Below are 12476 nucleotides of genomic sequence, written 5' to 3'. Positions count from 1 at the left end.
AGGATTAGCCGAGTTTCCACAAAATAAAACTAAGAAAAAAGGCGACTCTTTTACCGTTTACAAAACATCGGGAATCTACCCCACACCCGGTCAACCTGCTTTACCGTTTACCAATCGAGTGACAATCTACCCCGGTCAACAAATTAAATTGCCAGGATTGTCAACATTTAGATTGAAAGAACGAATCGACTTTACGTGCAGTTCTCCAACATTTACAATTTCTAGGACTGCCGATCGATGGTTTGTTTCATTCGTTTTGGATGCTGAGAAAATTCCGCCCATTATTCACCCCATACAAAAGATTGGTGTTGATTTGGGCGTCAAAGCTTTAGCGACTTGTTCCGATGGTTCAGTATACGATATGCCGATTGCCACAAAAACAGCGAAAACCAAGCTAGGCAAACTTCAATGGCGTAATCGTCACAAGGTTCTTGGGAACAAAAAACTTAAAATCAAGGCATCAAATAATGCTCGTAAATTTTACAAAGAATTGGCACGTCAACACGCGCATCTTGCTAATATCAGGCAAGATACAACGCAGAAAATGACGACGGATTTAAGTCGGAAAGCTGAAACTATTCGGATTGAGGATTTGAATGTTTCAGGGATGATGGCTAATAGTAAGTTGGCTGATGCGGTCAGTAATATCAGTAATAATTGTTTTTACGAAATCCGTCGTCAGCTAACTTATAAACAGGCTCATTATGGCACAAAAGTAGAACTGGTTGACCGTTGGTATCCCAGTTCTAAAACTTGTTCTAAATGTAGTCATGTTCAACAGATGAAGCTTTCAGAGCGGGTATTTGTGTGCCAAAATCCCGACTGCGGAAACATCCAAGATCGGGACGAAAACGCCGCAATTAATCTTGAGTGTGCTCCTCAAGAAAAAGTACGGTTGGCTTGACCGAAATTTACGCCTGTGGACAAGTTGGAGCCGACTCCCTTGGTTGAAACAGGAAGCATACCCTCTGGGATGAAACCTGGTTGAATAGTTCGACTTGAATAAGTTTGGCTAAGTTCTGTGAAGCAGATAGTTCTGGCGTTAAGAATTAACTTTAATTTCGGGAACCAAAACGCGGCCGCTATAACCCGCGCGCTGGTAGCGATCGATCGCCTCGGATGCGATCGCACCGGCTTTCCCACTCTCCACCAAGGCTACGCAAGCACCGCCAAAACCTCCGCCCGTCAGCCTTGCGCCGAAGACTCCGGGGATTGACTGCAAGATTGCCGCCAGCGTGTCTACTGCCGGCACCGAAACTTCGTAGTCGTCGCGCTGACTGGCGTGGGAAGCATTCATTAACTCGCCAAAACGTTTTGCTGACAAAGATTTTACCGCTTCGAGTACGCGGTTGTTTTCGGTAACGACGTGCCGCGCTCGCTTTCTGAGGGGTTCCGGCAATACTTCGACAGCTTGGGGATCGGCGATATCCCTGAGAGCTTTAACTCCCAATATCCGCGCCGATTCCTCGCACTCGGCGCGCCGCTTGTTGTAGCCGCTTCCTGCTGCTAGTTGGTGGCTTTCGCCGCTGTCAATTACTAAAATTTCTGTGTCTGCGGGAAAAGGTATCGGGCGGCATTCGAGGCTGCGGGTGTCGATCAATAGCATGGTGTTGGTGTCTGCTAAACTCGACGCCATTTGATCCATGATGCCACAGTTCAAGCCGGCATACCGAATTTCGGCTTGCTGGCCGATTTGAGCTAGGCGCACGTCGTCTAGGGGGAGGTTCAGCAGCGCGCGCACTCCTCTGAGGGTGGCTATTTCTAAAGCGGCGCTGCTGGACAAACCGGCTCCGATCGGCACATTGGAGGTAATGTAGAGATTTATTGGCGGTATTTTGTATCCTTCTTTTTCTAAAAGTCTCAGGCAGCCACAGATATAAGTGACGAATTTTTGCGGTATGGTATCTTCGTCTGAATAATTTATGAGTTCGTCATATTCCGCTGAATAAAAATGGTGTCGATTGTCGCTGCTGAAGCCAATTTGTACTGTGGTGCGCTGGGGAATCGCAGTTGGAAGTACAAATCCATCGTTGTAGTCTGTGTGTTCGCCCAGCAGGTTTACTCGGCCGGGGGCGCTGGCTGTGATTTTGGGTAATGTACCAAATACTCGTTGGAATTTCATTTTTGGGGGAATTGGTAATTGGTTCTTGGTTATTTGTTATTGGTTATGGGTTATTGGTTATTTGGAAAAACAGCTATCCGTGTCTCCGTGACTTACGTGTTGTGCTGTTGGTAATTGGGAAGAAATAAATTTATTTTTTATCGTTTGTCCTTATTATAGTGCCCAAGTTTTTTGGTGAATTCAACCCCTGTTAACAAAAATAAACATCACCGTAGGTTGGGAAAAGATATTGAGCTGTGATAGAATGACAGGCTAAGATTTCTCCAAAAATTCAAAAAATGCGATCGACCAGACCCCGGAAACAGTTTGCTCAACATTGGCTCAAAAGCGAGAAAGCCTTAGATAAGATTGTGAAAGCGGCTTCTTTGGATGGCGATCGCGTCCTGGAAATTGGGCCGGGTACGGGGATTTTGACTCGGCGTTTGCTCCCTGCGGCTGAGTCTGTTGTTGCTGTGGAGATCGATCGAGATTTGTGTCTCAAGCTAGCCAAACAACTCGGCAAAACCGACAATTTTTTACTGCTGCAAGGCGACTTCCTGGAAATGGACTTAGATGCTGAACTAACAGCATTTCCCAAATTCCAAAATCCCAATAAAGTTGTTGCCAATATTCCTTATAATATCACCGGCCCGATCCTGCAAAAACTGCTGGGAACGATATCTGTTCCTGCTGCTAAACCCTTCGATGCGATCGTGCTGTTAGTGCAGAAAGAAGTAGCCCAAAGGCTTTACGCTAAACCGGGTTCGACAGCTTTTGGGGCTTTGTCGGTGCGGGTGCAGTATTTAGCAGAATGCGAGTTAATTTGCGATGTGCCGTCTAAAGACTTTTTTCCGCCGCCAAAAGTCGATTCTGCCGTGGTGCGGCTGCTTCCCAGACAGATAGAAACTGCGGCGGTTAATCCGCGCTATTTGGAGAATTTAGTTAAGTTGGGATTTGGTAGCAAGCGCAAGATGCTGCGAAACAATTTGAAAGGGGCTGTGGATTTAGATAAACTCGTTCAATTGCTAGAAGAGTTACAGATAAATCCTCAATCTCGCGCTGAAGATTTAAGCGTGGAGCAATGGGTCAAGTTGAGCAATAATCTTATGTAGGATGTTTGAAGTTCAGGATTCTGTTATAACCTTTCTCAGTAACATAAGGCACAGGGCATCGGTCCGCGCAGGGCATCGGGCATACCTCACCACGCTTGAGAACCGCTATAGATACTGGAATTTTTAAAGAAGTCTGGAATCTGGATCTGCTGTTTTTTTTTTATAAATAAGGACTCTTCCGCCTGACTACAAATTTTTTAAATGAGGTTTGTTGTGGATTTTTAAAGGTTTATTGCAGGCTAATCGGAATTTTAATAATAAATTCTGCACCTTGACCCGGTGCAGAAATACACTGCAATTCGCCTTTATGTCTTACTGTGATAATTTGATAGCCAATCGATAAACCCAATCCCGTGCCTTTACCTACTGGTTTAGTGGTAAAAAATGGATTAAATAACTGATCCCTCACCGCTTCGGTTATTTCTGGCCCGTTGTTGCTAATTCGGATTTCTACCACTTCACTGTCTGAAAGTTTGGTAGAAACTTTGATGAGGGGAGGATTAGCTTCATTGGCTGCAATTGCCTCGCTGTGGCTGTCCTCTTCTAAAGCATCAATAGCATTAGCCAGGATATTCATAAACACTTGATTTAGCTGTCCGGGGTAGCACTCTATTCGGGGTAAATTGCCATATTCTTTGATAACTTGAATATTCGCCAAACCGGGCTTAGCATTCAATCTGCTTTGCAAAATCATCAGTGTGCTGTCAATTCCTTCGTGAACGTCGGCTAATTTCATTTCTGCTTCGTCATGGCGCGAAAAAACTCGCAGCGACTTGACAATACCGAGAATGCGCTCGGCCCCGTTTTTCATAGAAATTAATATTTTTGGTAGATCGTAGATAATAAAATCTAAATCTACAGACTGGAGTTTTTCTTTAAGTGTGGGTAGGGGATTCGGATACTGCTCTTGATAGATATTCAGCAATTCTAGCAAACTATCGGCATACTCGCGAGCGTGAGTAACATTCGCGTAAATAAAGTTAATCGGATTGTTGATTTCATGAGCAACCCCAGCGACCAATTGCCCCAAAGATGACATTTTTTCGCTGTGAATTAGCTTTGATTGAGCCTGCTTCAATTCAGACAAGGCTTGTTCGAGCTGTTGAGTTTGAAACTTTAACTCTGCGGTGCGTTCCTCAACTCGAATTTCTAATTCTTCTTTAGCTTTTTTTAGTGCAGCTTCGGCTAATTGGCGCTCGACAATTTCCGATGCTAGGAGTCGGTTTGCCAATTCTAAGTGTTGAGTTTGAGACTTTAACTCTGCGGTGCGTTCCTCAACTCGAATTTCTAATTCTTCTTTGGCTTTTTTTAGTGCAGCTTCGGCTAATTGGCGCTCGACAATTTCAGCTTCTAGGAGTCTGTTGGCGGATTCTAACTGGGCGGGACTGGGAAGTGCTAGGGCTTGAGGCATTAAGTCTACCAAAAGTATGGCTGTAGCAAAGGAAATAAGGGCAGTAATTGCTTTCATTATTCCTGAAAGCCAATAGGTAGGATGCCAAAGTGTCCAGAGCTCAAATATGTGAGTGATGCCACAGGCGACGATAAAGGCTCCAAACAGACCAAAGATCCAATTAAATGGCAAATCTTCGCGTTTGGAAATAAAATAAACCAATGTAATTGGGATCGAAAAATACGCGAGTGCAATGATAGAATCTGAGGCAACGTGAAGCCAGACTAATGGGGTATGCCAGAGATAGCAGTGGCCGTGAGGAATAAATGGCCCGGAAGTAAAAAAACTTTTCCACATTTCCTGCATAATATTTCCTTTGAGTTGTGAGAAAATGGACTCGGACTGGTGTCAATTAATTGCAACCAGGGGTTTCTTTCACCTGCGGCTTAATCACCTATGCGTTCATATTCTCTGTTAGCTTCAGCAAAAATCAATCTGTATTTGGAAATCATAGGCGATCGCCCCGACGGATATCACGAATTGGCGATGGTGCTTCAAAGCATAGATTTAGCCGATCGAATTAACTTGCGCGCGATCGGTACGGACACGATTCGCGTGCGCTGCGATCACCCGCAAGTCCCTCCTGATAAGAATAACCTGGCCTACCGGGCGGCGGATTTGTTGGCGAAGCAATTCCCCGATGCTTTGGCGAAATACGGCGGAGTCGAAATTGCCATTCACAAGCAGATTCCAGTGGCGGCGGGGCTTGCCGGCGGTTCTGCAAATGCGGCTGCGGTTTTAGTCGGGATGGATTTGCTGTGGCAATTGGGACTTACTCAGTCGGAGTTGCAAGAGTTGGGGGGAACTTTGGGTTCGGATGTGCCTTTTTGCATTGCTGGAGGTACGGCTTTGGCAACCGGTCGCGGGGATAAACTGTCGCCATTGCCGGATTTGGGGGGCTTTTCTGTGGTGTTGGCGAAGTACCGCAATCTCAGTATTTCTACGGCATGGGCGTATCAAACTTATCGCCAGCAGTTCAGTAGTTCCTATTGTGCAGCGGAAGATTTGGAGTGCCGCCGGCAACGGCTGCATTCGGGCCCGATGGTGGGGGCGATCGCCCAAAAAGATCGATCGAAAATTGGTCAATTGCTGCACAACGATTTAGAAAAAGTTGCTTTGCCCGTGTACCCGCAGGTGTTGCAGTTGCGGGAGGCTTTTGAGTCGGCGGGGGCTTTGGGAACGATGATGTCCGGTTCCGGGCCGACGGTGTTTGCGCTGGCGGAGTCTTCACAGCAGGCTCAGCAAGTTATGGAACGGGTTAAAAGTGCGATCGCTTCTCCTGATTTGGATTTTTGGGTAGCAGAGTTTAGCAATACTGGGATTCAGATTTTTTCGGAGGGAAACGAGACGAAACCGCCGATTTCGAGGGTGTAACTCGAACAGAGTGCGATCGCCATCGCCCGTTAAACGTGTCTAACAGGCGAGGGTCAAGATTAATCTAACTTTTCGCAGACCCTATTGAGATCGAAGAACTGATAATATGTCATGCAACACGGATTTTAGTTTTGGTGAATCAACCATAAATCTAAAATCTAAAATCTAAAATCTAAAATCGCAATGGCTGATTTAACTAATCCTAATTCTAGTTCTCAACCTCCAACTTCTGCTGAGGATGCTTTGCCGCCAAAGTCGCCGACGGTATTGCGGTGTCTGACTGGTTCGCTGATGGCGGCCAGCTTTGCGGTACCTTTGTACGCGCTAACTATGTCGATCGCTCAAAGTTTTGCAAGTAAGCCAGTTCATTCGGACAATATTACTGCGATTAAAATTTCGGTAGCCGTGCGAACTTTGGTAGTAGGAATTGCTGCTTTGGGGACTGGTATTTTTGCTTTGGCGGCGGTGGGTTTGATGCTGCTAGCCGTGCAAATTTTGATTCAAAATTTGGTAAAAAAACCCGCAGGTTGAAATCTATAGATTTCAACCTGCGGGCTACACAAACTCTCGCCTACAAGGCAAACACTGAATAGCAAGATCGAAGGAATGGAATTATTTACGATCGGACACTCCAATCTGAGTATTGAAGCGTTTGTTTTGCTGCTGCAACAACACGGAATCACGGCGGTTGCGGACGTGCGATCGCATCCTTTTAGCCGCTATTTACCTCATTTTAATAAATCAGAAATTAATGCTTCACTGTCAAGGGTCGGCATTAAATATATTTTTTTAGGCAAAGAGTTGGGCGCGAGGCCGGAGGATTTAAGCTGTTACGATACTAGCGGTAAAGCTTTATACGATCGCATAGCAGCAACTCCTCTATTTTCCCAAGGAATTCAGCGCTTGCTAAAAGGTGCAGCCAATTATAAAATCAGTTTAATGTGTGCGGAAAAAGACCCGATTACTTGTCACCGGACTATTTTAGTTTGCCACAAACTCAGAGAATTTAATTTAGAAATTAATCACATTCTGTCAGATGGCAATTTAGAATCGCACGAGCATTTAGAAGAAAGACTTTTGAGCAAGTTTAACAAAGGCAAAAAAAATAATGAGCCAATTCAGCTAAGCTTGTTTGAATTAGAACCTGATGTTAAAACTGAAAGGGTTGATTTAGAAACAGTTTATTATCGTCACGGATTGGAAATCGCTTATATCAGCAAAAAAAACAATTAATTAATCGATCGCATATGTCGCAGTTGGCGAAATTAACTAAGCCCAAATATTTAAATTCCTGCCCGCAGAACCTAATTTTGTAGGGGCGCAATGTCTCCATTACTGCTAGAAGTAGCGCGTCAAACGATTTTTAGCATAAGTCCTGAACAACTCTTGACATCGCATACATTTATAAATTAGGGTACAGCCCTCCGCGCCACCCTATTTTTATAGATTTTGTTCTATTTTTAACGTTGTTCGTGCTATAATTCTGCGGGACTGTAGCAGGAAGGGGTGCTTTTTGATGAAAGCAGAATTTTATTTTGACTGTCACAAATATATTTGCAGTTTAGTTCAAGTAGATTTTGTCAAAGAATTAAAAATAAAAAATCATCAAGGTTTTGTCTTGGCTGTTAAGCAAGGAGAAAAGATTGGACTTTTGGGAAAAAGCCGCCATAATGCTAAAAAAGTTGATGTATCTAAGCCGCATTTTTATAATGTAATTAAAGCCGCTATGAGCGCTTTGGAATTAGAAACTAAAAATGAGGTTATATTAGAGAGAAATCGAACTCTTGCTGATGCCGAAGAAATGATTCAGCAGCAAAACCGAGAAATTCGGGTTCTCAACGAACAGATTAGAATGCTTGGAACTAAGGTTGATGAATTGTCAAGGGAAAAGCAGCAGTTATTAATGCAGCTAGTGGACAAGGAAATCAGAGAAACTGAAATTAGTCAAGAAATTGATAACTTTCCTGCTGCTGAGGAAGATTTAGCGGCGGAAATTGAGCAGGGGATTGGAGAAGTTGAAATTAGTAAAGAAATTGCACAATTGCCAGTTCACCCTTCTCGGTTAGCGGGGCAGTTAATCGCAAATCAACAGAATTCGGAGGAGATTGAGGAAAAGGAAGAAATCAGCGGCGGCGATGTTGAAATTGTTGATTTAGAAATTATAGAAGTAGAAGAAAATATAAAAAAAGTAGAGGTTCAAGGAGGCGAAAGTGAAATTAAGCGACTGCCTAAAAGAGCTTCCAGCAAAAGAATGAGAAAGAAATCTTAATGCTTTAGTTATATAGCAATCCTCGCATAATTTGTGAATTGCTTACGGATTCCCCGCGGCTTCGGGAAGGGTTGGGGTGGGGTAAAAAATTTACGACTCCTGCAAGGATTGCTATATAACTCGTTTAATTGCGCCGATCGCATTTCCCCGAAAATCCTCAGCAATTAAGCAAAAAAATCCCTCGCAACTCGCCCGTTTTTCCCCCCGCAGCCTCGCCCACAACAGAATTTTGACCATTATCCAGGGCGATCGGTAAAATTACAGGTACGATGGCTACGCCCCGGCTTGCGCCTACGAACTATTGTCAGCAGCATTAAATCCTTCAGTCATTAGCCATTTGCCAACAGTCACATAATTGTTGACAATATTGCACAATAGATAAAATTGTAAATATATAGCACCGGCGTTTTTTTTGACCGCTTATGAATAGCAGATTCCTCGATCGACTCCACCACCCCTCGCGCCCCGTCATCGTCTTCGACGGCGCGATGGGAACCAACCTGCAAGTCCAAAACCTCACTGCTGAAGACTTTGGCGGCAAAGAATACGAAGGCTGCAACGAATATCTCGTCCACACCAAACCCGAAGCCGTCGCCAACGTGCACCGGGGATTCCTCGAAGCCGGGGCCGATGTCATCGAAACAGACACCTTCGGCGGCGCTTCCATCGTACTCGCCGAATACGATTTGGCAGACAAAGCATATTATCTCAACAAAACTGCCGCCGAACTCGCCAAGGGTATCGCCGCCGAATTTTCCACGCCAGAAAAACCTCGATTTGTCGCAGGATCGATCGGGCCGGGCACCAAATTGCCCACATTAGGACACATCGATTTCGACACACTCACCGCCGCTTTTGCCGAACAAGCAGAAGGACTTTATGACGGCGGCGTTGACTTATTTATTGTCGAAACTTGTCAAGATGTGCTGCAAATAAAAGCAGCATTAAATGCTATTGAAGAAGTATTTAAGAAAAAAGGCGCGCGAATTCCGTTAATGGTATCAGTCACAATGGAAGCCACCGGCACAATGTTAGTCGGTTCCGACATCAGCGCCGCCCTAGCCATTTTGCAGCCCTATCCCATAGATATCTTAGGCCTCAACTGCGCCACCGGGCCCGATCGCATGGCCGAACACGTCAAATACCTTTCCGAACATTCGCCCTTCGTCGTTTCCTGCGTTCCCAACGCCGGTTTACCCGAAAACATCGGCGGCCACGCGCACTACAAACTCACGCCAATAGAATTAAAAATGGCCTTGATGCGCTTTGTCGAAGACTTAGGCGTGCAAGTCATCGGCGGCTGCTGCGGAACCCGCTACGATCACATCCGCGAACTAGCAGAAATTGGCAAAACTCTAACACCCAAAATCCGCGAAATTACTTGGGAACCATCCGCCGCTTCAATTTACACTGCCCAACCCTACGAACAAGAGAATTCCTTCTTAATTGTCGGCGAAAGACTCAACGCCAGCGGTTCCAAAAAATGCCGCGATTTGCTAAACGCCGAAGACTGGGACGGTTTAGTAGCAATGGCCCGGGAACAAGTGCGAGAAGGCGCGCACATTCTCGATGTCAACGTTGATTATGTCGGCCGCGACGGCGTGCGAGACATGAAAGAATTAGTTTCCCGCGTTGTGACTAATGCCACTCTCCCTTTAATGCTGGATTCCACCGAATGGGAAAAGATGGAAGCAGGCTTAAAAGTTGCGGGCGGCAAATGTTTGCTGAATTCCACTAACTACGAAGACGGAGAACCGCGTTTTTATCAAGTTTTAGAGTTGGCGAAAAAATACGGCGCGGGCATAGTTATCGGGACGATTGACGAAGACGGAATGGCCAGAACAGCCGACAAAAAATTTGCGATCGCCCAGCGCGCATATAACGCCGCTGTCGCCTACGGAATTCCCGCCGAGGAAATCTTTTTTGACACCCTAGCATTGCCGATTTCCACCGGGATTGAAGAAGACAGAAAAAACGGCAAAGCTACCATCGAATCCATCCGCCGCATTCGCCAAGAATTGCCCGGTTGTCACGTAATTTTAGGAGTTTCTAACATTTCCTTCGGCTTGAATCCGGCGGCGCGGCAAGTTTTGAATTCCATGTTTTTGCACGAAGCAATGCAAGCCGGGATGGACTCGGCAATTGTCAGCGCCAATAAGATTTTGCCCCTGGCAAAAATCGACCCCAAACACCAAGAAATCTGCCGTAAACTGATTTATGACGAACGGGAGTTTGACGGCGAAATTTGCGTTTACGACCCCTTGGGCGACCTGACAACGGTGTTTGCGGGCAAAACTACCAAGCGCGATCGGACAGAAGACGCAAGCCTCCCGGTAGAAGAACGCCTGAAGCAGCACATCATCGACGGCGAACGCATTGGGCTCGACATCCAACTCGCCAAAGCATTAGAAACCTATCCGCCCCTCGACATTATCAATACCTTCTTGCTAGACGGCATGAAAGTAGTCGGAGAATTGTTCGGTTCGGGACAAATGCAACTGCCATTTGTATTGCAGTCAGCAGAAACAATGAAAGCGGCAGTTGCCTATTTAGAACCGTACATGGAAAAGTCCGAATCCGGGGACAACGCCAAAGGAACATTTATCATCGCTACTGTCAAAGGCGACGTTCACGACATCGGCAAAAACTTGGTTGATATTATCCTATCAAACAACGGCTACCGAGTGATTAACTTGGGTATTAAACAGTCGGTTGACAATATCATCGAAGCCTACGAAAAGCACAAAGCCGACTGTATAGCGATGAGTGGCTTGCTGGTAAAATCCACCGCATTCATGAAAGAAAATCTGGAAGTATTCAACCAGAAAGGCATCACCGTTCCGGTAATTTTGGGCGGCGCAGCTTTGACTCCCAAGTTTGTACATGAAGACTGCCAAAATACCTATAAAGGTAAAGTAATTTATGGCAAAGATGCGTTTTCCGACTTGCATTTTATGGACAAACTCATGCCAGCCAAATCTGCTGGTAAATGGGAAGACTTGCAAGGATTTTTAGACGAAATAGGGCAGGAGAATGGGGAGGTTAAAGAAGCTAAAGCGGCGCCAGAAACTTCTGTAGAAGATTCCAACAAAGCAGACACTCCTTTGGTAATAGATACCAGGCGATCCGAAGCAGTTGCAGCAGATATCGATCGCCCGAATCCTCCTTTCTGGGGAACGAAACTGTTGCAGGGAGAAGACATCCCCTTTGAGGAGATTTTCTGGCACTTGGATTTGCAAGCCTTAGTTGCCGGTCAGTGGCAGTTCCGCAAGCCCAAAGACCAATCGCGGGAAGAATACGATGCTTTCTTAGCTGAGAAAGTTTATCCCGTATTGGAAGAATGGAAACACAAAATTATCGCCGAAAATTTACTGCAGCCGCAAGCAATTTACGGGTATTTTCCCTGTCAAGCTGAAGGCAATTCTTTGCATTTGTACGATCCGCAAATTATGAATGGGGGGCAAACAATAATCAATGGGGGGCAAACAATAATCAATGGCGGGCAAGATGCCCGCCCCACAACAGAAAGTGGCACAGGCATCTTGCCTGTGACTGCAAAAGAAAGTGGCACAGGCATCTTGCCTGTGGCTGCAACAGAAAGTGGCACAGGCATCTTGCCTGTGACTGCAACATTCACATTTCCCCGGCAAAAATCGGCGCGCCGACTGTGCATTGCCGACTTTTTCGCGCCCAAAGAATCGGGTAAAATCGATGTATTTCCGATGCAAGTCGCGACAGTGGGAGAAATTGCTACAGAGTACGCGCAAAAGCTATTTGCTAACAATCAATATACCGACTATCTCTACTTTCACGGGTTAGCGGTACAGACAGCAGAAGCAATAGCAGAATGGACTCACGCGCGAATTCGCCGGGAATTGGGATTTGGTAGCGAGGAACCGGACAACATTCGCGATATGCTAGCGCAAAGATATCGCGGTTCGCGGTACAGTTTCGGCTATCCCGCTTGTCCGAATATGGCGGATCAGTACAAGCAACTGGAATTGTTAAAGTGCGATCGTATCAACCTCTACATGGATGAAAGCGAACAACTTTATCCCGAACAATCAACAACGGCAATTATCACCTATCACCCAGCCGCCAAATACTTCACGGCTTAATTTGTGGCGTTGCAGAATTTGAGGATGATTCTTGTGGGGTGTCCCGCCTGCT

General features: G+C 45.7%; 9 protein-coding genes and 1 pseudogene. 7 read left to right on the top strand and 3 right to left on the bottom strand.

Going from position 1 to position 12476, the window contains the following annotated elements:
* Nucleotides 1-7: 7 nt before the first annotated feature.
* A pseudogene (locus tag OSC7112_RS01385) lies at nucleotides 8-904 on the top strand (RNA-guided endonuclease InsQ/TnpB family protein); the annotation flags it as partial.
* Nucleotides 905-1042: 138 nt separating this feature from the next.
* On the opposite strand, the gene galK reads toward OSC7112_RS01385, so the two are convergent.
* Nucleotides 1043-2122, bottom strand: a complete 1080-nt coding sequence (galK, locus tag OSC7112_RS01380; protein WP_015174240.1) for a galactokinase — start codon at nucleotides 2120-2122, stop codon at nucleotides 1043-1045.
* Nucleotides 2123-2400: 278 nt separating this feature from the next.
* On the opposite strand from galK, the gene rsmA reads away from it, so the two are divergent.
* Nucleotides 2401-3213, top strand: a complete 813-nt coding sequence (gene rsmA, locus OSC7112_RS01375) for a 16S rRNA (adenine(1518)-N(6)/adenine(1519)-N(6))-dimethyltransferase RsmA (protein ID WP_015174239.1) — start codon at nucleotides 2401-2403, stop codon at nucleotides 3211-3213.
* Nucleotides 3214-3442: 229 nt separating this feature from the next.
* Here the strand turns inward: rsmA and OSC7112_RS01370 are convergent, their stop codons facing one another.
* On the bottom strand, nucleotides 3443-4969 hold the full coding sequence (locus OSC7112_RS01370; RefSeq protein ID WP_015174238.1) for a sensor histidine kinase: 1527 nt from the start codon (nucleotides 4967-4969) through the stop codon (nucleotides 3443-3445).
* Nucleotides 4970-5059: 90 nt separating this feature from the next.
* Between OSC7112_RS01370 and ispE the strand changes: the two genes are divergently transcribed.
* The 4 genes from ispE (at nucleotide 5060) to OSC7112_RS01350 (ending at nucleotide 8306) form a co-directional block, all read left to right on the top strand.
* Nucleotides 5060-6037, top strand: coding sequence for a 4-(cytidine 5'-diphospho)-2-C-methyl-D-erythritol kinase (gene ispE, locus OSC7112_RS01365; RefSeq protein WP_015174237.1), 978 nt, complete (start codon nucleotides 5060-5062; stop codon nucleotides 6035-6037).
* A gap of 183 nt (nucleotides 6038-6220) precedes the next feature.
* Entirely contained in the window at nucleotides 6221-6568 is a 348-nt protein-coding gene (locus OSC7112_RS01360; protein ID WP_015174236.1) for a DUF3082 domain-containing protein, read from the top strand.
* A 75-nt stretch (nucleotides 6569-6643) separates the two neighbouring features.
* A complete protein-coding gene (locus OSC7112_RS01355; protein ID WP_015174235.1) occupies nucleotides 6644-7270 on the top strand; it encodes a DUF488 domain-containing protein in 627 nt (208 codons plus the stop codon).
* A 283-nt stretch (nucleotides 7271-7553) separates the two neighbouring features.
* Nucleotides 7554-8306, top strand: a complete 753-nt coding sequence (locus OSC7112_RS01350) for a hypothetical protein (protein ID WP_041622310.1) — start codon at nucleotides 7554-7556, stop codon at nucleotides 8304-8306.
* 111 nt (nucleotides 8307-8417) lie between these two features.
* Here the strand turns inward: OSC7112_RS01350 and OSC7112_RS41550 are convergent, their stop codons facing one another.
* Nucleotides 8418-8543 carry a hypothetical protein gene (locus tag OSC7112_RS41550; protein ID WP_263053571.1) on the bottom strand — a complete coding sequence of 42 codons (126 nt, stop codon included), beginning with the start codon at nucleotides 8541-8543 and terminating at the stop codon, nucleotides 8418-8420.
* A 185-nt stretch (nucleotides 8544-8728) separates the two neighbouring features.
* Here OSC7112_RS41550 and metH point away from each other — a divergent pair, with 185 nt between their 5' ends.
* The gene (gene metH, locus OSC7112_RS01345; RefSeq protein ID WP_015174234.1) at nucleotides 8729-12424 is read left to right on the top strand and encodes a methionine synthase; all 3696 of its coding nucleotides are present in this window, start codon (nucleotides 8729-8731) and stop codon (nucleotides 12422-12424) included.
* Nucleotides 12425-12476: the final 52 nt, after the last annotated feature.

The sequence above is a fragment of the Oscillatoria nigro-viridis PCC 7112 genome (genome assembly GCF_000317475.1).
Classification (GTDB): Bacteria; Cyanobacteriota; Cyanobacteriia; order Cyanobacteriales; family Microcoleaceae; genus Microcoleus; species Microcoleus nigroviridis.
The sequence above is the reverse complement of the archived record's forward strand: the minus strand, read 5'-3'. Positions and strand labels throughout refer to the sequence as shown.

Bases quoted from the DNA above. Each gene is read 5' to 3' on its own strand.
- galK (WP_015174240.1), bottom strand. From the start codon at position 2,122: ATGAAATTCCAACGAGTATTTGGTACATTACCCAAAATCACAGCCAGC.
- rsmA (WP_015174239.1), top strand. From the start codon at position 2,401: ATGCGATCGACCAGACCCCGGAAACAGTTTGCTCAACATTGGCTCAAA.
- OSC7112_RS01370 (WP_015174238.1), bottom strand. From the start codon at position 4,969: ATGCAGGAAATGTGGAAAAGTTTTTTTACTTCCGGGCCATTTATTCCT.
- ispE (WP_015174237.1), top strand. From the start codon at position 5,060: ATGCGTTCATATTCTCTGTTAGCTTCAGCAAAAATCAATCTGTATTTG.
- OSC7112_RS01360 (WP_015174236.1), top strand. From the start codon at position 6,221: ATGGCTGATTTAACTAATCCTAATTCTAGTTCTCAACCTCCAACTTCT.
- OSC7112_RS01355 (WP_015174235.1), top strand. From the start codon at position 6,644: ATGGAATTATTTACGATCGGACACTCCAATCTGAGTATTGAAGCGTTT.
- OSC7112_RS01350 (WP_041622310.1), top strand. From the start codon at position 7,554: ATGAAAGCAGAATTTTATTTTGACTGTCACAAATATATTTGCAGTTTA.
- OSC7112_RS41550 (WP_263053571.1), bottom strand. From the start codon at position 8,543: ATGGTCAAAATTCTGTTGTGGGCGAGGCTGCGGGGGGAAAAACGGGCG.
- metH (WP_015174234.1), top strand. From the start codon at position 8,729: ATGAATAGCAGATTCCTCGATCGACTCCACCACCCCTCGCGCCCCGTC.